This is a genomic window from Vibrio sp. TMPB1044 (genome assembly GCF_030442075.1).
GTDB classification, from domain to species: domain Bacteria; phylum Pseudomonadota; class Gammaproteobacteria; order Enterobacterales; family Vibrionaceae; genus Vibrio; species Vibrio satsumensis.
Genome location: NZ_JAUJED010000019.1, coordinates 210,432 through 234,167 on the forward strand (window position 1 = coordinate 210,432; position 23,736 = coordinate 234,167).

General features: G+C 40.8%; 15 protein-coding genes. 4 read left to right on the forward strand and 11 right to left on the reverse strand.

Annotated features, from left to right (window positions below; translation table 11 throughout):
* Positions 1 to 166 precede the first annotated feature (166 nt).
* Together QQ041_RS12905 and QQ041_RS12910 are read right to left on the reverse strand one after the other, a co-directional pair.
* Entirely contained in the window at positions 167 to 2,404 is a 2,238-nt protein-coding gene (locus QQ041_RS12905; RefSeq protein WP_285954123.1) for a hypothetical protein, read from the reverse strand.
* A gap of 554 nt (positions 2,405 to 2,958) precedes the next feature.
* Complete coding sequence (locus QQ041_RS12910; protein WP_285954124.1) at positions 2,959 to 3,180, reverse strand: helix-turn-helix transcriptional regulator; 222 nt, start codon at positions 3,178 to 3,180, stop codon at positions 2,959 to 2,961.
* Positions 3,181 to 3,291: 111 nt separating this feature from the next.
* Between QQ041_RS12910 and QQ041_RS12915 the strand changes: the two genes are divergently transcribed.
* The 4 genes from QQ041_RS12915 to QQ041_RS12935 all read left to right on the forward strand — a co-directional run bounded on the left by QQ041_RS12915 (position 3,292) and on the right by QQ041_RS12935 (position 5,492).
* On the forward strand, positions 3,292 to 3,528 hold the full coding sequence (locus QQ041_RS12915; protein WP_017070423.1) for a hypothetical protein: 237 nt from the start codon (positions 3,292 to 3,294) through the stop codon (positions 3,526 to 3,528).
* Complete coding sequence (locus QQ041_RS12925) at positions 3,521 to 4,741, forward strand: tyrosine-type recombinase/integrase (protein WP_353057836.1); 1,221 nt, start codon at positions 3,521 to 3,523, stop codon at positions 4,739 to 4,741. The genes QQ041_RS12915 and QQ041_RS12925 overlap by 8 nt, the downstream gene beginning before the upstream one ends.
* Positions 4,738 to 5,049: a hypothetical protein gene (locus QQ041_RS12930; protein ID WP_061018163.1), complete on the forward strand. Its 312-nt coding sequence runs from the start codon at positions 4,738 to 4,740 to the stop codon at positions 5,047 to 5,049. The genes QQ041_RS12925 and QQ041_RS12930 overlap by 4 nt, the downstream gene beginning before the upstream one ends.
* A gap of 152 nt (positions 5,050 to 5,201) precedes the next feature.
* The gene (locus QQ041_RS12935; protein WP_285954125.1) at positions 5,202 to 5,492 is read left to right on the forward strand and encodes a hypothetical protein; all 291 of its coding nucleotides are present in this window, start codon (positions 5,202 to 5,204) and stop codon (positions 5,490 to 5,492) included.
* Positions 5,493 to 5,916: 424 nt separating this feature from the next.
* Here QQ041_RS12935 and brxL read toward each other — a convergent pair whose 3' ends face one another.
* The 9 genes from brxL to pglX all read right to left on the reverse strand — a co-directional run bounded on the left by brxL (position 5,917) and on the right by pglX (position 23,674).
* Positions 5,917 to 7,956, reverse strand: coding sequence for a protease Lon-related BREX system protein BrxL (brxL, locus tag QQ041_RS12940; protein ID WP_285954224.1), 2,040 nt, complete (start codon positions 7,954 to 7,956; stop codon positions 5,917 to 5,919).
* Between the two features lie 144 nt (positions 7,957 to 8,100).
* Entirely contained in the window at positions 8,101 to 10,821 is a 2,721-nt protein-coding gene (gene pglZ / locus QQ041_RS12945) for a BREX-1 system phosphatase PglZ type A (RefSeq protein WP_285954126.1), read from the reverse strand.
* 166 nt (positions 10,822 to 10,987) lie between these two features.
* Complete coding sequence (locus QQ041_RS12950; RefSeq protein WP_102573398.1) at positions 10,988 to 11,866, reverse strand: hypothetical protein; 879 nt, start codon at positions 11,864 to 11,866, stop codon at positions 10,988 to 10,990.
* Positions 11,866 to 12,609: a DUF3944 domain-containing protein gene (locus tag QQ041_RS12955; protein WP_285954127.1), complete on the reverse strand. Its 744-nt coding sequence runs from the start codon at positions 12,607 to 12,609 to the stop codon at positions 11,866 to 11,868. Before QQ041_RS12955 ends, QQ041_RS12950 begins: the two co-directional genes overlap by 1 nt.
* Before the next feature lie 117 nt (positions 12,610 to 12,726).
* Positions 12,727 to 14,484: a hypothetical protein gene (locus tag QQ041_RS12960; protein WP_285954128.1), complete on the reverse strand. Its 1,758-nt coding sequence runs from the start codon at positions 14,482 to 14,484 to the stop codon at positions 12,727 to 12,729.
* Between the two features lies 1 nt (position 14,485).
* Complete coding sequence (locus QQ041_RS12965) at positions 14,486 to 15,919, reverse strand: hypothetical protein (protein WP_285954129.1); 1,434 nt, start codon at positions 15,917 to 15,919, stop codon at positions 14,486 to 14,488.
* A gap of 148 nt (positions 15,920 to 16,067) precedes the next feature.
* Complete coding sequence (locus tag QQ041_RS12970; RefSeq protein ID WP_285954130.1) at positions 16,068 to 17,864, reverse strand: ankyrin repeat domain-containing protein; 1,797 nt, start codon at positions 17,862 to 17,864, stop codon at positions 16,068 to 16,070.
* A gap of 118 nt (positions 17,865 to 17,982) precedes the next feature.
* Positions 17,983 to 19,908, reverse strand: a complete 1,926-nt coding sequence (locus QQ041_RS12975; protein ID WP_285954131.1) for a DUF262 domain-containing protein — start codon at positions 19,906 to 19,908, stop codon at positions 17,983 to 17,985.
* Positions 19,909 to 19,966: 58 nt separating this feature from the next.
* Entirely contained in the window at positions 19,967 to 23,674 is a 3,708-nt protein-coding gene (gene pglX / locus QQ041_RS12980; protein ID WP_285954132.1) for a BREX-1 system adenine-specific DNA-methyltransferase PglX, read from the reverse strand.
* Between the last annotated feature and the right edge of the window lie 62 nt (positions 23,675 to 23,736).

Below are 23,736 nucleotides of genomic sequence, written 5' to 3' on the forward strand. Positions count from 1 at the left end.
TCAGATCAGGTCTGAATTAGTACAACACATCAGATGCCTCTTAACGTTCTCTACTAAAATGTTCGTCCTCGCCCCGCCTTAATACGCTGAATGAGAAATATTATCTCTTCGACTACACATTCGATGACTTCAGCTTTACTTGCTGCTTTGCGTCGAGAGTAGCAGATCACAATTTGAACTTCTGCGATTGACTCATTCGCCAATCATTTTTGGCCATTCTTTCAAAGTGTGTAGCTAAATATAAACGTGACTTTTGACTAACCTGTCCTTTTAAGTTCTGTTCAGCATTCACTAAGGCTTGCTCAACAAATGTTTGTAAGGAGATAAGTCCACTGAGTTTACTCAATTTGGCTTCAAGTAGTGGGTCTTCAAGAATTTGCTGGAATGGTATCCAAGCCCCTGATTTGGATTCTCGTTCAAGTTGTCCTTTCGTTGGGTAGATACGTCCACCAGCCCTGACGTAATGCATTTCAGTAAAGGTTTTAGCAATGTTTTCGACAATCGGTTCATTGCCCTTTGAGAAATGTAGGTTTTTTACTCGCCCCGAGATAAACTTCTTTCCTGCCAAGGCCTCGATACGAGCCTCCCAATCCTCATAGTTTGATTTATAGTGATTTAGGAGTTTCTTCTCCGAGCTATTCCAATAGCCAGGCTTAGGGAGATATTGCAGATAGCCGAAGCTCCGAGCCAATATCATTTTAGCTAAGTCAGAATTGGTTTTGATTTCATCATCAGTATTGGTGGTTAGATGTTCCTCAAAATACAAGTCGCACTGCTTACAAATGTCGGTTGTCCCTGTGTGAGTCATGATCACTACAAGTGACTGGTGATTAATAAAATCAATCAATTCAAACTCTACACGGCTAGGAAGTAACCGACTCCCAGCCTGATAATAGAGTGTGTTTTTAAGCTCCTTACCAATTTTGATTTCATTCATCGTGCGTGAACTTTGGATGGTTTTATCACACCGGTATTCAATTTTCGGCTTATTCAATTCTTTGGCCTGTTTCAGCAACGCAAGCAACTTTTCTGATAATTGGGCACAGCTCGTTGCAACCACATCATCGCTACTCATAATAAAGGAGCTAAAAGGAGAGCTCATTAGGTCACGATAGTATTGCTTTCTATTATGATAATAAGCATTTTCAGTTTTGTTGTGGGGTTCTTTGTTCTGCGTAAATAGCTCAGGGTTCACCATGGAGACTTCGATGATGAGTGTGCTACATAAGACACCATCGGCTCGACGCTCGTCAAACTCTGAGAGATTACATTGAACGTCATAGGAAAATTGATAACCCAACTTTTCCACTTTAGTCTTAAAGGTCGGTGCTTCAATGGTACGTCTTATTTTGAGCTCTCCTGCTGAGCCAATGCCTGTTGAGTCTATAGCGAGCATATGTGCTTTTGGAAGATTCACATCTATGAGTTGTTCGTTAATTATCTCTTTTTGCAATTCATAGATGTCGGTATAACCGTATTTCTTGATTGCTCTTCGAATAGTGACATCGCTATGACTGACGTCAGGATTGGACTTGAGTAGAGTTAAGGGAAACACGCATCCGTATTCCTTTAATAAATCAGATATGAACTTCTTTAATCGGGTTAGACCTTCATAACCCTCGAACACGCCTTTTGCACCTTTTTGCGGTGGTAGGTAATCGAGAAGTGGCGTGTCATCTTTCATTTCGGTGAAAACAGAACTGCAATTGTTGAGTAGTGGATGTTTTAATTTTCGAATATCGTCAATCGACGGACACTTGCTGTAGATACTCAGTAAGACTGCTAGGTAGACCATGTACGTCCATTCAAGATCAATGTCTGGGTGCTTTATTCCCTTGGTCGACCATGTCTTTACGCTGGATTCTAAAAACGAAGAAAGCGCTTTAATATTCTCCTTCTCGTACATCTTTGAGTAGCTAAACCCCGGTATATTGATTTGACCGCTTTTGACTAACTCAAAAAATTTGATATGCAGATTACTGTATTTACCATTGTTATTATCCGGCCAAAAGGCGTCCTTTAGTGGTTTAGGCAGGCTCATAGCTTTTATGCCGATTTCAGATTTATCCATACAAAGGGTCAGTTGTTGATGGCACTTTAGAAGTGATCTGCCTGAATAAAAGCAACCGGTGGTATTTACAAGCTCTGCCAGTCCATCAATTAGGGCTTTTCTGCCATCATCCGAGTCCCACTTAACGCTGCCTGTTGTGCGCCTCAAGTTTCTTCCCAAGTCATATCTACGGGCAACCTCATCAAGATTTAACCCTGTTTTGAGAAGTGGTCTCAACAAGTTGTACTTTTGCGGATTCTCTTTAATAGCTTCGCTTAGTTTGTGCACTGATGGCAGTCCACCTACAGCCCGGATTAATTCAATTTGTTCAGAGTTTAATTTAATAACTGTCATTGAGATGATTGCTCTAAAAGGAAAACACACTTTGTTTAAGTAATTTGAAATTTTCAGGCTAAATTAGTAATGCTCGTACCAGCAGTTTTGGACACCGAGTTCAATGAGCACAATCACTAACAAGGTGAGTCATAACAGGCACGCATCCTGCGGATACCCAAAGCAGAATATATTACCCATGTGAATAGCACATCTATATTGAAGAAGAATCAGAGAGCAATTAATGCCGTAACTTTTATTCTGGCGTGCCCCCTCTCGATTCATTGCTTCAAGCATACTTGCACGCACAGCCATGCGCTATTCTTCACAGATTATATTATGTAACGGAAAATATGGGCGTCAATGTGGTTAGACCTTATACTCTAACGAGCTTTGGGGCAAAACTAAGCTAGCCACTTGCTGTATTCAATAAACTAGCAGTAACTGTACTATTAGGAGAGGGCTTCTTAACCTAAGATAAAGTCCTTATTCCAAACAATAGATCATCTGGAAGGGGAAATTGAAGTGGGATAGTTGAGAGAACGCTATGATCTAGATACCTATCTAACTGGCTCTTATTCTGGTATGTACTCTATAAGCTCTTCGATCTTGCAGTCGAAGAATTTACACAATTCATTCAAAGTGGTCGTTGTGGTTGTATAACCTTTGTTATTAGCAAGCTTTGACATCGCGGAGCTTTGAATTCCAACGGCTTCGGCAATTTCAGATAAAGTAATCTTACGTTTTTCGCGTAACGATTTAATCTCTAATAATTCTTTAATCTTATATTTAATCATTTCTATATAATTATTTGGTATATAATTCGTCTTGATAGGACGAATTGATGGCTCTATAGTTTGTCTTGTCAGGACGAAAATTATTCTTGGCTAGCAAATAAGGAGGTCATTATGGACCAAACATTATTGACTGCAAAAGAGCTCGCAAGTCGTATCAAATTTAGCGCCAACTATATTAACGCGACATTGCGAGACTCTCTTTTCATCGAAGGTAAGCATTACATCCGACCTTTCAATGGTCGCAAAATTCTCTACATTTGGGAAGCTATTGAGCGGGATTTGTATCAATCTGCATCTCGAAATCAAAATATAATTCCAATGGCTGGGGGGCGTATCTGTTATGGGTAAAGTGCGAGAACGAAATGGAAAACTATTTCTGGATTTTAGGTACAACGATATCCGATGCAGAGAACAGACAGCCTTACCTAATACCATTCAAAATACCAGGAAGTTGCAAAAGCTGCTTAATCAGATAGATGCAGACATAAGACTGGGATCTTTCGTCTACAGGGATTACTTTCCGAGCTCAAGTAGAGCTGCTCGATTTCTTGAGGAGGACTGTAAGGCTGAAAAGGTAAAGAACGAAATGTTGGGAAGTTATAAAAGTGCGGTACACGAAGCACAAGGAACTTCCCTTATTTCATTAGAAGATTTTGCCGCTGAGTGGTATGAAGAAAACGAGAGTCGATGGAAAGAAAGTTATAAAGAGAGTATCCGTTTATACCTTTATAGATACCTTGTTCCACACTTTGGAACTACTTCTATTGATCAGATCTCTAGGCCAGATATTTTGAAGTTCAGAGCCGAATTAGCTAAACCAAAATCGGGTAAGAAACTATCAGCAGAGTTTATTAATCACGTGATGACGCCATTAAGGATGATGCTGTCAGAAGCTGCAGATCGTTATGAATTTAGAACTCCGTTTGAAAACATTAAAGCGTTGAGAATTGATAGAAGAGACGTCCAGCCGTTTAGTATTGAGGAAGTAATGCATTTTCTCGATAAAATTAGGGATGATTACAAGACGTATTTCACCACACGCTTCTTTACTGGGATGCGGACTTCAGAGATTGATGGTTTGAAGTGGCAATACGTAGATTTCAATTTGAAGACAATTTCTGTTCGTGAAACTTATGTACATGGGAGAATGGATACAGTGAAGACGACAGGTTCTGCTAGAGATATTCAAATGAACTCTCATGTTTATGAGGCTTTGGAAAAGCAATTCAAGTTAACAGGGGAAGGAGAGTTCGTCTTTACAAATGCTGCAGGGAACCCTTTGGACAAAGGGAATGTCCGTGACCGAATTTGGAAGCCTGCGTTAAAAGAGATGGGGTTGAAGTATCGTCGTCCATACGAAACGCGCCATACTTATGCCACTCTGATGCTTGCCGCTGGTGAAGCGCCTGAGTGGATAGCTAGGCAAATGGGGCATACGACGACCAAGATGCTTTTTCAGACATACAGCCGTTTCGTTCCTAATTTAACGCGGAATGATGGAAGTGCATTTGAACGTCTATTGAAAAAAGCTAATAGTGGTGGGTTAGGAGGTGATAAATGAAGTATTCTCCTTTGACAATCCATTGCACTAGTTTGTGCTTCGATGTGATTCAAGGGCAACATTTCAAAGCCATGTCACATCAGGATATCGATGAAAGCTATCAAGAAGTCTATTGTTTGGTAAGAGAAAGAACGTCATTACACCCAATGCATTATGTAAGAGAGCATAAGTTTGTGAGTGAGGTGGCGGAAGTTGTAGTAACGGTGCTTCATCACTGCTTGAATGAGCCTATAAAGCGGGATTCTGATTGGGTACTTGAAGTTATTGAAGCATCAATTGATAAGTCAATAAAACGATATGTAAATTGAATGCTTAGCTTTATTGCTCATAGCTCATAGCTCATAGCTCCTAGAACGTAGATGTTCGCGTTAATCTAGGGGCTAAATTACTATTGTTACTGCTGCACGAAAGTTCGTTACGGTTGTCATCAAAAAATAAATAAGATTTAGAGGGGATAGATATGCTTAAAGTTGGAGTGATTGATTATATAGCGACAGGAGAAGGTCGACATATCTATATAAAAACCGGCACTGAAGACTCTATTCGATGCAACGTTGGAGATTGGCTTTATCAAGGTGCGGACGTATATTCTATTGAAGAATGGTTGGAAATTGACAGAGCCTCTGATTCCAGTAATGAGCGAAACTCAGGTGTAGTTATTCTTAAAACGTATGCTCCTGCGTTATGGGATGCGATGGTAAAAGGTTTAGTTATGAAAGTGGATATTGAATACCACGATAATCAAAGCTAACTAAGGCTTAGCTTTAGCCACATTCATGAACCTCATCTTGGTAGATACGTTTTCACAAGCTTATAAATCTCATTTCGAAACCCCTTTCAAATATTATGCTTCTCAACGAAACGACTTAGTTTGAGAGGCCTGTCATGTGTAAACAATCAATAATTTTATGGCTGAAGTAGAGCGTGAAATTAGAGCGAGTAAAGCTGAAGTGGGTGATTCTAAGCTTCTCCTCAATTGCCTAATCCCGCAAAGCTAACGCGCCTTTATGGTGAACCCGCTAGGTGCGTAATGATTGCTTCTGGTTTAAAACCAGAAAGCTATCACTAAACATCACGAATACCGAGAGAGCAGATCTGATGGCGATACCTAAAACCGATCTGAGTATATTACATAAAGCGGCCACAACAACCGCTTTTATCTACTCGGAATGTGCCTAGCTAACCCCGAGCGCTTTATATACCGCATCAATAGGATCACTATAGAAGCTCACTTGGAACTTGGTAAAAGTCTCTGCTGGTACGGTAGGGATGTCTGTGGCAGATGCCATCGGAATCAATATTTTTGTTGCACCCGCTTCAAGAGCAACTTGCATGGAACCAGCTAAATCTTGCACTGGGTTTAGTACACCGCCAAGTGTCATCGACCCTAGTACAACCATTGATTCTTGCATAGGCTTATTCAGCAAAGCTGAACAGCTAGCGATCAGCGAGGCAAGGCTTGAACTGTGAGAATTACCTGACATCTGTAAGTCAACGAAGTGCAGGTGGAACTCATGGTCTGAGAATTGGCTGTTTGCAGCAATGCGTGATAAGTTGCCTTTAAAATACTCAAACCCGATCTTTACTTGTTCTTTTGCTTCGGTATCTGAACTTAAACCTGAGGTTGTAAGTTTTCCATTACCCGCAGTCTTTTGCGTTTCTACTCGGAACACACCGAGTTTACCGCTATGGCCAGGACTAACAAAGTGAATCACTCCAGGGTTTGGAATGCCTGGTGCAATTAGCTGAGAACCACCTTGTTCTGGTACGTTAACAAAAAACTCTTCAAGACTCTCATTATCAATATAAGAGAAATTCACATCGAAGAACTCCATACCGCCAATTTTTTTCAATTGCTCTTTGACACGTCGGCGAACTTCTAACGCGTATGTTAAGCAAGTGCGAACATCTTCTTTAGTATATTCACCGTGTGGGACGAGAAGTTTCAATAAGCCTGAAGTAGTGCGACGCACACCAATGACATCACGCTGATTAAGGTTATTACCTAGCTTAAAGAACTTATCAATAGCATCTGAGAACGTCTGCTTACGCATTTCACGCATGTACTCTGCAAGATAGTCTGTAATCAACCCAAAACGGTTTGTGAAGAACTCAGGACGCATCTTAGGTATTTCCCACCCTGGGATATAGGCATGGAAACGGTCAAAGAAAGCGGCATCGATCATCTCTTGAGGGAATGGAGCGAGTAGGTGGCTTGTTTTTACAAGAGTTTCTACGCTTTGGTCTATGTTACCGACGAAAACCATAGAGGCTTTTGCTTCAATGGAGTCACGACCTCGGCTAAAAGAGCCTGAAGCCATATAGTCCTTCATTATTTGCACGCCGTCTTTGTCTTTAAAACGAATACCAGCAACTTCATCGAACGCCACAATATCCCACATACCTACAAGCCCTACTTGGCGTGAAGACATATTGTAGAAAAGGTTAGCAACGGTTGTTTGGCCACCAGATACGAGTAAAGAATTCGGAGAACATTCTTTGTATACGTGTGATTTACCCGTACCACGAGGGCCAAGTTCACAGACGTTATAGTTGTTTTCTACAAACGGGATCATGCGAGCCAAGATATGCCACTTAGCCCTTTGCTCAAGGTTTGTAGGCTCCATGCCGATCGAGCGCAATAGCAAATCTAACCACTGATCCATCGAGAAGTTTCGACGAGCATTAAAGACTTCGTCCATATTCATCGATGGCATTTGAATTGCTTTAAGACCAAGCACAGAGAATGGTGACGTCTTTTGTCCTTCTTCAAAGAAATAGCTTAGAGTCACGATACACCAGATACCACCTGTCAGTAGTTTCTCGTTCTCTTTCACCATGCTGGCAGGGATCACTGCATCTTTGATACCGAGATTTGATAAGCTTGCTTCATAGACGTCTTTCTTTTGGTTGAGCTTAACCGATATCTTATCAATGACTTTATGTGTACCGCGCTCACGTATGAGAGATTTAACCTTCTCAGCTTCATCAGGTCGAACGTAGTTATCCGTTAAGATTTTCTTAACACGTCCCATTCCTGCTTCGATAAGGTCGTCATCGGTTGCCGAGCAGTACATACCAAGTAGATATTCAAGGACATAAACAGGGACATTTGCCCCTTCTTTAAGCTGTTTCGTTAAGTCTTTGCGAACAACGCGTCCTTTGAACTCAGTGGTCATGAGATCGTCTAAGTCGACATCTCGAACATCTTTGATTTCTTGTGCAATGACCTCTCCCTGAGAAAGGGGACTTTCATCAGGTTGTGGAGGTGTGTCATTTTCTTCATTGTCAAAATGATGGTAGTGATGAACTTCCGTTGCTTTACTATCGTTGTTATCGTCAATCATGAATAGGTTCCGTTAAAAAAGATCATCAAAATCGTCTTGGATTGCTAAGTCGATTGTTACCGAATGAGTTGCGTAGCGATCACCTTGCTCACTATCCCACATGATCAGTTTATATGGGGTAGTTCGATCGAAGTTGCTGCCGTTTAGCGTCAGTATCGCATTGCGCTTGCGTTCATCAGAATTTGAGGCTGAAGAGTCAAATAGTATCTGTGCTTTGTTTGAAACAACTGTGCCTTCAGGGTCTTCTATCCAAATGTTTAGGTTACGCTCTTTAAATTGATCGCCAACGGCGTTGGTTTGTAAGAACTCAATTTTCTCATTAAGTGTAACAATACGAAGCCCATTACTCAGTGGCACTACACCTACTTTTTGTTTTGCGGTCGTCTTTTGTTTGGTCGTTTTCAAGTGTTCAATACGAAGGACTGGAACACAAATCTCTTGAGGCATGATCCCACCATGAATGAACTTAGCACCACCCACAAAGTTAAAGCGGTTTGAGCCTCGAGGAACAATAAACTCGGCTTGGTCACCATTTGCAGACAACTTAGCCGTTACGGCCATATCGCCTTTCCAATAGAAGCTGTCTTTTGGAAGGTGTTGACCGATAAGGTAGCGCTTTTTAGCCTCTACCGTCCCACTTGGTTTGACGGATAGCGCGGTTTTATCTGACTCAACGACATCGCTCGATTTAAATAAGAAACCGTGATCAGCCGTGACCAAGATTCTGTTACCGTTTAATTTGTTGATGATGCGCTCGACAAGTAATCTGACTTGCTCGATACCGTCGGCACAGGCATCAAAGGTCTGATTCTCTGTTGCCGCTTTATCACCAATAGCATCTATTTGATCATGGTAAATGTACACGACACGAGCATCAGCTACCGCTTTACGACCTTCTTCGTTTGTCCAATTGAGAACATCAGAAGCTTTTACTGCCATACCTTGGTATTTTTCAAGTACAGCGTGTCGGTTGTCCAAACCATGAACACTTAGGCCATCAGCTTTGTATTTAACATCTTTTCCGATGTGAGCAGTCAGCTCTTTGTGAGGTAGTAAAGACGCCATTCCAAGCTGAGTATAGCTAGGCACGACACCAAGCTGTGATTTGATAACAGACTTAAAGCGTTTTTCCTTATTTATTTGCTCATGTATATCATGTGCGACTTCATAACGAAGGGCGTCACTTATAATTACAAATACGCGCTTTATCTGACTCGATTGGAAGATGCGTTCTACTTCATTGTTGTAGAAGTCATATTGGTTCAAGACGCCATTGATTTTCCATGTGTCTAATAAGTTTTCATCGTCGACATGCTTGCCCCACGCAATGGCTAAATCATGCAAGTACCAATTTACGTACAAGTCTTCAATGTCTTCGACCAGCTTCAGTTTCTTTAGAATGTCTGAGCCTTGATGAGCAACATGGTTTGCGTTCTCACAGAAGTTTCGATAAGCCGTATCGAAAAGGAAAAGTTCTTGCTCGTAAGCCCTGTAAAGATCTTTAGCTGAATCAAAATCAAAGCCATCAATATATTTAGACTTAAGAGAGTAGAACTGTTTCGCTGCTTTGATTGCCTTATAAACGTTCGCGTATTTTGTATCCACAAACTCAGCTCTAACATGACACCAGTGAGTCGTGAGACGGTGTGATACAAGGCTGTTCAGTTCTTCTGAGCTTAATGAAGCGATATGTTTTGCGAGTAAAATTGATAACTGTTTGTCTGCAAACTCAAATGTTTCAACGAGTCTTAGTTTTTCAGGTGATTCTATCAGACGCAATTTATCTGAGATTTCATAATCAGTTTCTATACGACGAGAAAGGCGATTATAGCCATCTTGACAACTGCGACCTTCACGTAATTGTACGACAAAGCTTACAACTTGAGCACGACGGCCTGAATTCAAACCTACGCGTTCAGCGGTATATCCTGCTTCAAGCTGCTCTTGAGTAGGCATTGGTAGTAGATGTGTAGTAAACCGTCCAACGACCTCGTCACTATTTGAACAACCGCTGTTGATAAGAGACTGATAGCATTCAGTAAAGAGAAGCTTTACTGCTAGTTCTTGAATCGTTGGTTTCAGGTGGCAGGAGTCACCTGTTGCTTCAACAATATATCCAAGTTCTTCGTAAGCAAACTTCCAGAACGCTTCATTTAAATTGAACTTATCAAGTTCTGCCAAAAGTTCTTCGGTATCAAAATCGACGGATAGTTGTACTAGAAGGGTTTGTAAAATGGTAACAAACGTTGGTGTTTCTATCTTTAATGCAGCTGCAATTAGGGCTAGCTCTAGCTCTCGTTCTGTAGCAGAAGGTGGAAGAATTTTCTTTAATCGTGCTACGCGCTGCTTGCTACCAAAGAATGCTTTATATTTAGCAATGACAGGGCGAAACTCCATGTTCATACCGATTTCATTCAGAATCATGGAGCTGCTATCTGCATAAAACTCTTGTGCGTAAAGCCTGATGTCGTATAGCCAATCACGGGTTGGATCATTAGGAGTCGTGTTGCTGTATAGAAGGAAAGCCGTTTCAGGTTCCATTAGCTCAATACGATGCTTTACTTCCAAGTGGGACAAAGTATCAAGGTAGATAACTTGAGTCCTTTCGTAAGACGTATCAAGAGATAGCGATTCAATGAGATCGTTAAACTCGTTGTCAGTATCCTGCCAAAAGACAAGTCTACTTTTTTCAAATTTGGCTAATAGCCCACTAGTGATCTGATCAATATTCATCGTTGTTTTACTTCGCCTGAATGTGGCTGTTGAAATGTGCTAACTGTTTGTCAGTTTAACACTTTATGAAGTAAAAATCGCTGAGTGAGGAAGATGGTGAAGTGATAGTTAGATGCTTGTAGTCACGCAGGTTAAGAAACGTTCGAACAAGCATCAAGTAGTGGTATTAACTAATTAACTCTCTAGATGGGCTAACAAGCTGTTGGAGTAAGGACTTATTGTTGTTAGAGTCAAAAAGAGCTTTTAGATCATCTTTTTTATCATGAAAGGTCAATGCAACAGGGTTGGCGTCTCCACGGATCGCAGCTTTTGCTTTTGAGTTACACCAGTCTCTGTAATGTTGAAGGGTAAGGTTGTAGCGTTTGGTATTTTCACGCATAAGGTGTTCGGATAATTTGAACTTCCCATATCGGTCACATAGCTGACTTTCCAGATAGATCGCCTTTGGCATAATATCGAGAACCATTGTTATGAAATCCAACATTTGTTCAAGGTTACGTTCGGTAAGTTGATCGGCAAATGAAATAAGGTTATCTATCAATGAGAGAACTTCGTTTCTCTCAATAGAAAGTTGAGAGATAAGGTTTGCAGCGATATCTTGAGTTTCTGAAACTAAGGATTTATCCAGTAAAAGGACTCGTGTGGATTCTATTGCTCCAAAATACTTGGATAATTTTTCCATGTAAAACATTACATTTTGAGCGCTGATTTCTGAAGAAATTAGATCCATTGTTTCTTGGAGCTTATCTATTTTCTTCGCTAAATACATGGTTTGAACGACGATAGCACCAACAATAATCGTTGTAGACAATCCAATGGCGGCCATTTGGGTGGCATGACTAGCTTGGATTAATTTACTTATCTCGTTTAATTTTTCAGGATCAAATGCGACTCCCTTTAACGGCATGTGTTGCACAATGCCAGACTTCTCAGCCAGTTCTGTCCAATAGGCGACCCCATCTCTTAGAGTTATTTTCCCGTTTTTTAAGCCTTCAAGTACTTCGGGATAGACTTTTTCCCAGTCAAAAGTAAAAATTGTTTCCATTAGAATATCGGCTCCTCTTCATTGAGCATTTGTTGACGCATAGCAGCAATTTGCACAACCGCTGGTAGTGTCACTCTAAAAGCAGGGCCGCTAATTGCAGGTATAGTTAATAGGACAGTAATTGCGATGCCTATAGGGCCTGCAAAAACGCCAATTGCACGAGCTAAACCAGCGTTTGCTGCTAAGGTTAATCCTCTTCCTAGTAGCGCCTTAGCAACAGCATTCGCAACAATCATTGCGACTTGATAAGACATAAAGCCTCCCATCCGAATAGCTGCAATAATCGCTGTCAGTGCGGCACTGCTTGTTAGTGAAGCATCGATTTTCAATTCTTCCCGTAACGCATCCCTTTCTGAATCGGACATTTTTTCCCATGAATCTGCGAATAATTTTGCTAAAAGCGCTTGTTCAATCTTTACAGTATCTGCTTTGTAATCTGTCTTTATTTTTAGTTTTTTACAAACATCCGTGAGTATTTCCCTGTATTCAACACCAGATCTTCTAAACAGATTGACTAACGTATCACCTCCGAAGTGTTGAAGCTCACCTGCGATAAGTTGCCATACTTGTTGATAGTTATCTTTTGCGCCCTTAAATTGCTTATCACTTGTTAAAGTCTCGGCGTAACGAGTCTTACCGTCTTTATCTGTCGTTAGATATTTCACTAATACACCAAGCATCTCATTATCTGCATAACGTAATAGTGGTTCTAAGTCTTTGTCTTTTCTGTATGTATTGCTCATTTGTATTTACCGTGCACAGCCTTGTACTGACGTTGTTTAGAATAGGCACTGGATTACAGAGCCTTATATTTATTAGTTTCTGGTTCTAAGAAAATGTCGTTCCTAGAATTAGTAAAGTTAATATGTTCCGAGTTTATACTCACCGACAGGATCACACGTAATCGTCGCAGGCCCTGAAGCTTGGAGAATATTTTTCCTAGCACCGCCTAAAGACACAGCTATCCGTGAGTAGTCTTGCTCTAGTTCTGGGTATTCAGCCGCTAACCATTGGGGAAATTCTTGTGTCTGTACTAGGTTCAGTGTTTTTCCGTGAGCCGAGATGGTTCCATTTGCGAGAACTTTGACCATTGGCAACTGAGCACCACCACCCGTTAAGGCAACTGCGAGCGCGTTGTTAGGAGCAGCGTGTACAAAACTAGGCGATATGTTGTTTAAGATTTCTTGCATACACTCTTTGAGTGATTTTGAAAATGATTCTACTTGAGGCAAAGCCATAAACTCATCAAGCGTGATTTCAACAACGTCTCCGTTGAATAAGGTGGCGGAGATGAAACCATCTCTAAATAGTGCTTCTTTGTAATCTCTCAAGTGTAAGTTTAACGCGCCAAATGTATTAAGGTAGAGAGGGTTATCTTGGCGTATATCTGCTTTATTGAGGATCACGCCTTGAAGTAGTTTATCTAGGTGGTTGCCTGCTTCCGTGATACCTCTGTTGGAATCTTTAATCTCTAAAGCTGCACTTTTCTTCAACTTCTCATCATATTTCATACGATACAGGCTGAAATCACTAGTACCTGCGCCAATATCAATAACCATTACTAATGAGTTAACATTCTCTTGCCACGAGATAAGGGAGCCTGCGACCCCAAGTGGCTCAGTGACATCCTCTCGAATAAAATTGAACTTAAAATTATTCTTTCTGATTTGCGTAATAGCATTAAGGAAATCATCCAACTCGATCCCTGAAGAAAATTGTAAATCAAATGTATCAGCGAGGATCTGGGCTTCTCCTAATAGCTGTTTGAGTTTATTCACGACTTGGACATGTTTCATTTTGTCGAAGCAAGGCATAGCAAAGCGGCGGAGTATGTTTTTATCTATCCCCTGTAATGACGTAGCTTGGTTCATTGCCCATGTAAAGTAGCTTAGGTAAGCCAATACCATATCTTCATAAGTGATTTGTGAGCTAGTAGGGTTGAATTGCTTACCTACTTCCGAGGATAAACCTTCCTCAGATAAGTAGCGTTTTATATTATCGAGTCGCTGTCTATGGGTATCAGGAGGTTGAATATGTGACATCTGTACTGCGGCTTGACCGAACCAAATCTTACCTAGATCATCAATAAAGACGGATGAGACAAGCATATTTTCACTGATTTCTTCTTGGTCACCAGGTATTCCAAGAGATATAACTTCTATATCCTCAATTGCGTCATCATCAGTTTCTTCAGAAATCAAGGTGGCTTTAGACATTGCTGTACCAAAGTCTAAGCAGACTCGAACATTGCTTTTAGGCGTAGGGAGAGACATGGTACTGATATTTAATGGGGTATAAGTTACCGAAGGTTTGACTTCTTCAATAGAGGGTATGTCGGCTCTGACATCGCTTTCTAACTCTAATTCAGGCTCGACTAAAGAAGGTTCGGGTTCGGCTGTTTTCTCTTGTTTAGCAACAGGAACATCAATGAAAGTCGTTTTTTCATCTTCTCCTTGTGACTGGTCAACTTCTTGTTTTAAGTGATCGAGTGCATGTGTTAAAGCTCTAAATTCACGTTCAGTCAGCTCGCCAGGTAATACGTATCCACCATCCTGCGCTGGCTTAAACCTTTCCAGTAGATTCTGGAGTAATATTTGTGATTCTAGGTTATTTGTCATCTTAATCTTCTACAGCCTCTACCCAAGGTTTTACCAGTGTCTTTATTTTTCCACCAAATTCTTTTTGGATGCCATCTCGGACTACTCGGACTTTTCGAACACCGTATTTATGTCCACCAAGCATTTCATGTTGCATTGGGTTGTACTCAATGACTTGTCCTAGATTTTCGGTGTGCGTTAATTTTCGCATTCGTGCTAGTTGACGGGCGATTCTAGACATATCACCAAAACCACTTGATGCTTTCTTTACGGTCGATGCGAGAGGAGGATCTGAAATTTCTAAGAAAGGAACGACAGCTCGTTCGAGTTTCTCCATAGTATTTTGACTTGTTTCTACTTGAATAAGTAGCGAGCCAATTTGTTGATCTTCAGAATTACCAAGGGTGTGCACTGGTTCTTTAGCCGAGATAACTTGCTTTCCTCCATTCAACCACCATTCTTTGACTTGTGGGTCTAACTCTTGACTGGAATCAAAATGACGCTTGAGTGCTGGAATGACTTGAGCTTTTGAGTAGTACGCTTTAGAAAGCTGTTTCATTATGTTGCTGTCAGTTCGATTCTGGCGAGCGAGAACAAGAGCAGCTTCTTTCAAGTTAGTCTTGATTCTCGGAAGGAACTCAGAGTCCCGATTAATTTCTCCCCAAAGATTGCTACTCAGAACATTTCTGGATATTTCTAAGACCTGATAGGTATCTGCAAGTAGAGCGTTTGAAAATCTTAGCTCGATGGTACGTATCAATATCGCCAAAGCGTCGTCAACAATATCAATCATTACTGTTGACTCGACGGAAGGGGAGGAGTGCATAAGAATCGAATGCAACCAACTAGCAAGAGATTTGCCAACGTTGTTACCAACGTCGCCGTTCCAATCTTTTATTATTTCATTCCAAGCTCTTGTAATCCGACGAGCACGCTTCATGCGAGTATCAGCCGAGTCAATAATAGAAAGGTAGGTAAATGAATCTTTGCCGAGTAGAAGTAAGTCACTTAGGTTGCTGCTGCCAATCAAAGCATTCTGAATCAGTGTTCTACGAGCATTTTCAGCTGTATCAGCTAGAACAGCTTGCCTCAAACAGTAGTCTACGACCCAAGGGTCTTGAATGTGCCTTATAGATTGAGCAGCATAATGTTTTTCGTCACCGTCCGTGAGCATATCAAAATCACAAGGCTCATCATTAAATAGCTGAGGAAGGTATTGATAAACTTCATTTTGCCGACTTCGAGCGACAGCAGCGAGTCGTCCAAGAGAAGCTGCTGCTTTCAATCTCAGAGGGCTGAGAGGGTTACTATCTTCAGTAGCAAAATCTATGACTACATCAAGAACTCGATGAAGGTTATCACCTTTAATAACGCCCTGAATAGATTGCTTTGCCATGCAGTCAGTCAAAATAGTGTTTACGCCTACCAAAGAATCTTGTGATTCAATTTGTGACAATATGGCTTCGCTACTCAATTTCAATTCCTCAATTTTATTGTGAAGTTAGTGTACCTAACTGCATACCATATATTTTGATATCAGTCATTCGGTGAACAATTATATGGTGGTTTAGTGCCGAATCGTCCGTACCAAATGACTATACGATTTAAGGTTGTGAGCTAAATGCAATGAACTCAAAAGCTCGAATGCGTTCTCGATACTCATGCGATAGACATTCAACTAAACTGGATTCAGAAGAGCATGATTGGTCGATGTCCTTTAACCATTTTCTCTGGTCAGTTTTTAGAGCTTGTGCGTTGGGAGACTGGTCGTAGGCTTCACCATACAGGTAGCTAAGTTCTCTGTCGTAATCAGAAAGCATGGTATCGGAGCAAATGGCTTTCTCTCTAGTACTTGAAGCCAGTTCACAGTTGAAGCTTGGCCCTGGTTTGGATAAATAGGCGCGTGCTTTACTTGAGTTGAATCGCCAGTTCTTATCCATGTAGCTGAAATAGTCATTGCCCTTACTATCTTTCAATTTAGGATCAGCTCCTGCATCTAGTAGTAACTGTATTGTCCTTTGGCTCGCATTCTCTGCTGCATACATCAGCGGTGTTCTGCCATAAGTCGTCAGGTTTTCTGCTAGTGGGAAGTCAAAGCGAGCCGTGTTTATGGTTGTTGTGTTGATCATCTCAGAGTTGTTAAGCATAACTGATACGGCCTTCGGATTGTTCATATGGGCAGCGTACATTAGGAGATTTTTACCAAATGCATTTGCCTCCGATAGCGCACATTTCGAATTAGGCTCGGCGCATTGTGCTACCAAATCTTCAAGCACCATTGACTTATCCAATACCAGCGAGAGGCAATCAGTCATATTTCTTTGGTTGTCATGATAGTAATCGAATGACTCACTGTTAATATTCTCTTGGCAGCTTTTCAAAATGGATTCGGTATCATTGTCTGAAAGAGCCTCTGTGAGTTGCTTTAACTGTGCACGGCCATTTTCGTCAAGCTGTCTTCGGTCATAATCAGCGTAAACCTGATCCAAGATTAGTGAAGCAAGGTTATTAGCGTCGAGCTGGTTAGAAGTTTCAGTAAAGTAACCTTTCAAGTAAGAGCGGTTGATTGATGCTATGTTTTTCGCAGATCCCAGTTCTCTAGCTGACCAAGCGTCACTTTGAGCCAGATATGCCAAGCTATCGACTTCTTTATCGCTGTCAGCGTTCTCTGTATGAACTGATGGGCGGTATATGACATCTAACATCAAATCATGAGTATAGGAATAGTACCGACTTCCCATGCTCCCAAAGTTGCCTTCGATATCCGTCATAAAATATTGCAGAGCATGGCGATAAGCTAAATCGAGGTTGTCTTTCCTGACATCAACAGATATAGGTGGCTCTACGTTGCACACTGCTTGTCCGTTACCATTCTTGATGGAATAAACTGTAATTGGTTTATAAAGGCCTGAAGTTGCCATCACATAAGGTTGTTCTTGGAAATAGAATACATTCCAAAATGATCTATAAAACCAGCCAAATGGCCCAGCATTATGGAAGTTACCTTGGAGTGTTATGTTATCGTTAGTCTGGTATTGATAAGTAAGACCTCTCCACCACTCAAAGCCACTGATGTGTAGCTGTAAGTCTTCATTTTTTGAGGTGTCACCTGACCTGAAGTTCAAAGATTTGGGCGATGATAACTTTGCCGAGTCTAGAGTCCAGTTAGTCCACGAAAAATTATCATTAGTAAATGGTGGCTTTACTGTCAGTTGATTTTCATCGTTGAGGTTCACCTCACTTGCCAGTCTGAGAGAGTAGCTGTCAGACTGTGAGCTTGAATAAATGGTGTTTAGCTCTTGAGAAAGGGCTTGGCAAACAGGGGGCTGAACACTAGCGAGTGCAGTGGAAGATAGCCCTAAAGATGCTACCCAGCCTATAAGCGAAAAAGTCCGACGCATAATTGTAATTCTCTGTTTGTATCAGTAAAGCAAGGCACAGCTCTGAGACTGTGCTCAATCACAGATACGGTTTGTCGAGGAGCTAAGCTCTTAGACAAACCGTGTTAATTATTTGAATTTATGATTCGTTTGTTGGCGCTTTCATTAGAAAGCTTAGGTGCAAGAGTTGCGCTTTGAACTGCTCATCACCTAATGAAATTTGCCAACGCTCTTCCATGAAATCAAAGAGGTCTAAGCCTCTAGATAGGATACATTCAGGTAACCACTCATCAAGCTGAGCAATCTCATTTTCCGAAGCAGAACCATTGTAATAGCCGACTCCATTACCGTTATTTTTCTTGTCGTTGAAACCGTCATTTTGAAGGCTCGAATTTTTAGCTCTACTTAGAGGTACTAAGTTACCCAATGAGTTAGCAATGAGAGTTGTTTGTTCTTTGTCTAAATGACCAAAGCGCGAGTTCCAGTATTCACAGTCAGGTGTTTGGGGGAAAATGTGCTCAATGGTGATGTTATCTTTTTTAGTTGCTTTTAAGTCTGACCAACCTAATTTAACCGCAGATTGTTTGCCTCGCTTCGTAAGCCATTGATCATGTTCATACAAAAAGTAACGTAAGCCATCCCATTTAAAGAAGCCACCTAGGCCAAGCTCGTATTTTTCATCTATGTAACTTTTGAATCGTTGAGGGTCGTAGTAACTATTAACCCAATTGTTAATCGTATTAATCACTGAGTCTATGTTGATGCTTTTAGTTACCAAGTCCCGCGCCATGGAGAAGAATTCGGAATCTCCCGTATTTGAACGTCGATGGCATAAAGAAAATAGCGTGAAGTTATAACGTTCCGCTGCGATGAGTAGCTTGTTTATATCATCGACAGGTTGTTTAGAAACGAACGCTGCAAGGATTAACGGTCTAAAAGCCCTAAAGCTTAGTCGTTGAAGCCTATCAAGAAGTTGTTTGTTCTGTTCGTCTTTATAATCTGTTAACGAGAAGTAGGGGTTGTGGATATAGAACCAGTGGCGAATCGACTCTTGTAAGCTAGTTACATAATCACTTATTTCAGCGACTGTGACTTGATCATCTGATTTTTTCGGGTGAGTGACATTTCTGGCAGTGAACTTATCATTGAGTAGATACTTGATGTAATCATCGCCTTTGTTTCGACTGTACTTAAAGTACATCGTCCAATGATTACGCAAAAAGAGATCTTCATTTAATGGAGCATCAGGGTTTTTGCCCAGATATTCGTACATCGTTTTCCAAGCACTATTAACTTTACTTCGGAGAACATCGTGCCCTTCATGATCATGGAATAGCGTAGAGAGATAAATAAGGCGGTTTTTTAGTAACTCAAGACTAGTTAATGGCTTACCACGGTTATTCATGGTTTCGAATGTAACGAAGACGTCGATCTCTTCATCAATTTCATACAGGTTAAACTTGAGCTTCTGAGTTAACTTCTTAAATATCAATGCAATATCATCGGGTTCAAGCTGTTCCAATTGTTCTTTGAAGTAGCTCTTTGCTGCCAGTAAGTTCTGTGTATACAGAGTTTCTTGATGTAAGTTGCTATGTGAATGTTCGCCGAAGATCGTTGTTTTAAGGTACTCGTCACTTGGGTTGTCTTTTTCGTAGCCAAAAATGAAACTTTCACGTTGACCATCATCGGCTTTAAATAAAATATACTGCTTGCGGATACTATCTAGCGATTGATAGTTAAGTTGTACCTTTGAGTCAACAGACTCAATAATGGCTTGAATGAGGATCATTGATGTTGTTAATCGTTGCTGCCCATCAACGACATAGAAGGGTTTGAATCCAACACCATCGATAATCCATTCATCTTGTTCCCATTTTTGCCATAGTTTCGCTTTAACAGGTTCTAATGTAATGACTCCAGTATAGTGAACACGGGTAGGGTCAAGCTGGATAATATCTTCCCAAAAATCGACAAGTTGCTGTCTTGACCAAGCGTAGCCGCGCTGGTAATCAGGAATTCGTAAAATGCGACGTTCAAAAATGTCATTTAGACTTTGTAATTTCATTATTATTATTCTCGAAAGATAGAAAAAGAGCAGCCGTAAGGCTGCTCAATGAATCAATTTATTTGATTACTTCTGGGTTCTTACCGTGGATCGCTTTTACGTCAGCGAGTAGGTTGCCGAACTTGCCGTAGTTAACCTTAACGCCGTCATCGAGGTCTAGGCTGATCTTCATTTCGGCTAAGTGTTTTAGCTCTTCATCGAAAGTGACCAGTTCAGCTTGCTTCTTATCGATAATTTTTAGTTCTTTGTCGATAGCTCGTAGTTCTGCACCAGAAGCCGTTGCTTTAGAATCTTCAAGGATGTTCTTGCGGCTCTCAAGCTTACCCATAAGTGGTGTGACATACTCGGTGCGCATGCGTGACAGCGTACCTTCGTTGTAACGGTGTAGGTAAACCAAACACTCGAATGCTTTTGCTTTACCAGAGCTAAACAGCCAGTAAATTGGGCGTTTCTTGTAAGTCTTCAAGTGATCTTTATAGAACTGATTGGAGAAGTAACGACGAATGGTATCAATCGAACTTTCACCTTTCTTAGGTTTGATTGCATTCAGACATAAACTCTCTGCAACGAAGTCTAAGTTTTCTTGAAGGTGTTCTTTACCCCATACGGTTTTCACAAATTCGCGGAAGCGGGTAGTGGCATCATCTTCAAACACCCAGTCTTCATCAGCTAATGGTACGATGCCGTCATCATCCGCAGAGAAAGTTTTGTATGCTCCTTCGGTAGCTAGTTCTTTAAAGCCTTCATTTCTAGAGTGAGCATAGACTAGTCCTTCGCGGTCGAGGGAATAACGACCCATCATATTGCCTACAAAATAGCTCAGCAGTTCGCATATTGTTTCGGAACGATATTTGAGTGCAGCATTTTCAACATTCCTATATCGATACTTGATGTTTTGATTTAAAGTTATCTCTTCGTCTTTTATGAAGTTAGTAGGGTTCTCACTTTTGTAGGCATCATTGACAGCATTTTCGACAACTAATGATAGAGCCTTTGATCTTTCGGTATGCTCTTCCCCCTTAGCTGTGTAGAAATCCCATGAGTTTGATACTGAATCTTTAGAGATACTAACGATCGAATTACGTGTAAATTTCCATGAAGTCTCGAAAAGATCCCAATCAACCTTTGAAATGCTTATTAGTTCTTCTACTGCGTCATGAACTTCTTTATTAACATGTATGTTTTTATGTAGAGGAAGTTTGGCAATCTCACCTGATTGGAAATTTACTGTAGGAGATAAGAACTCCAAATAGCTTGAACATGTCTCAGAGTTTAGAAACCCAAGAACATTTAAGCAACAGTCCTTTCGAGGAAAAGCACCATTGCTAGCATCAGAAAAAATGAATCCAGACGGATAGTAACGTGTAGAAAAATTTCCACTAGAGATGCGTGACCATGAAATAGACTCCCTAAAAAATTTGTCTTCGTTGACTATTCTTCCGCCAACCTGTTTTGCAGGGTTTGCAGCAATAAAATCTCTGATATTTTTCCCATTTTTATACCAATTAATTACATAATCTTGGTTTCCATACCATTTTCGATATGATCCTCCCTTGATAAATGGATACCAAACTTTATTAGATTCTTTACTGAAGTCAGCATCGGCACAGTTGAACTCGATCTCTGAGTAATCAAGCTCATGCCATAGTCTCAAGAACTTTTCGTTATCAGTACTGGACATTCCTGCTTTAGGGTCTGCCAGCTCACGCAAGCTTTCATTGCTAGTAAAAGAGTTTAACTGGTTCCTTTCAATCCAGTATGCGATAGGGCTACCAGGGATTTTATTGAAGTCTTCTGAGGTTGCTGTTTTGAGGCGCTCGTTCTGGATCGGAAATTCCCTTGGTACTCCGCGTTCATTAATATCATCATTTTCACAATATGAAAATGAACCGCAGTATCCAGAAATATTACGATTTTGGAATACAGTTGCATTGGTTCCAAATGCAATTTTCATGACTCCATTACCCATGTGAAGCATTGTTTCAATAGTCGAATTGTTGAGTAAGTTATCACGCATCTTCTCAAAACTTGATAGGAACATCCAAGATTGCATAGTTACCATAGAGTTAAAACCATTAGGAGTTAACCATTTGAAACCACGCTCAATGAACATAGCAAACAAATCAGATTTAGAATTTGGGTAGGACTTTTTAGCAAAGTCTTTCAAAGCCGCATTCATGCCTTTTGAACCCATATATGGTGGGTTCGCTACTGCTACATCGTACTTTGTGGCTAATATCACGCCTTGATTAATAATAGGTAATAGTGCTTGTGCTGCTTCTTTTGCCGTTGGTTGATTACCTAGTTCTTTCTCAGCTAGTTTTTCTTGCAACGTAGTCAGAGAGGTTAGATATTGGTCATCAACTTCAATTAATGAACCTAAGTTTTTAGCATCTATAAATTGTTCGTTTAGGTAGCACAGTAAATCGAAATAAACTTTGTTCTCTTCTGATACTTCACCTGTATCTAATTGTGGTTCTGCGAACAGATCTCCAATTGAACCTGCTTGATTGTTACCATCAAGATCCAAATCAGCCCATAACTGGTTAATATTAATGTTTTCAGTGGATTGAATTGAGTGGATATTCATTTTGATATCACGCGAGAAGATACGCTTATCGTCTTCACGTGCTTTCATTAATACAGCAAATGCAGCCATCTGCGCAGCACGATCATCAATATCTAGCCCGTAGATGTTTTTAGTGAGAATAAGCTCTGGAATTTCACGTAGGCGATAACCTCGCTCTAGATAGATTTCCCGCAGAACTTCATACACTTCAACCAAAATGTGACCAGAACCACAAGCAGGGTCTAGCACTTTGATTCCTTCAGGGTCAATGCTGGTCGGTGTTATGGCTTTTAGTTGTTCGATTACATCGTCACTCTGTTCAGCAGGTGTAATGTAATACTCCATTTTGTCTTTCAGCTCAGAGTCAGGGTAGGTTGCTAGCCATTGACGGCCAAGCGAGTTTTGAACGAGATACTTAACAATCCAATTAGGGGTAAATAGTTGAGTCGCAGCAGGAATATCTTCACGCTTAACGACTTTACCAATAACCGCATCTTTGTGTTCAGAGATGTAGAACTGATATAGCCAACCGATAACTTCAATCTCTTGCCAATTATCTTCAGGGATATCGTTAACTAAATCCTTTAGGATTGAATCAGTTTTGGTGAGGTTATCTGGTAGTAGTAACTCAGTAGCATCATCCAGTTTTTCAAACATGAATGGCATAGCTTCGCTTAGCTGGTGGCATTGACCTAATAGGAGAGTGCGGTAAAGCTCTTCTTCTTTGTTGCCATCAAGCACCATGTCGATGATCTGGTCTTTGTTCAAACCAAGCTCATCAGATACGTCAGCTGCTGAGTTTAAAATCTCAAAACCTTCACCAAACTGTGCGCCTTCGGCTTTACTCAATACACGAAAACCGTGGTCTAGGTATTCGTTAACTTCCATATAGCGGACAGCAGTTAGGCGGTTAAACCATGTAAATGCCGTTTCGTTGATAAACTGATTAAAGCCATTTGTGTGATCAAACTTACCATCGTGCGTGCCTAACGCTTCAATACGTTTTACTAGCTGATTGCGCTGCTGACCTTGTTTACGCGTGTAAATTTCTTTCTCGATAATAGCGCTGTCACCATCAATCGTGATGTCGCTAATATGGTCTTCAAAAATCCCTAGCTTTGCCGCTCTATTTTTTACTGCATCCATAAAAGCAACGCGTGCTTTTGGTGCATAGGCTTTTAGTTTATTGGTGTTCATTGAATTCTCATCTAATTCGGTTGGATTTCCACGCTCATAGAGCGTGGGTTCCTTTGTATCTT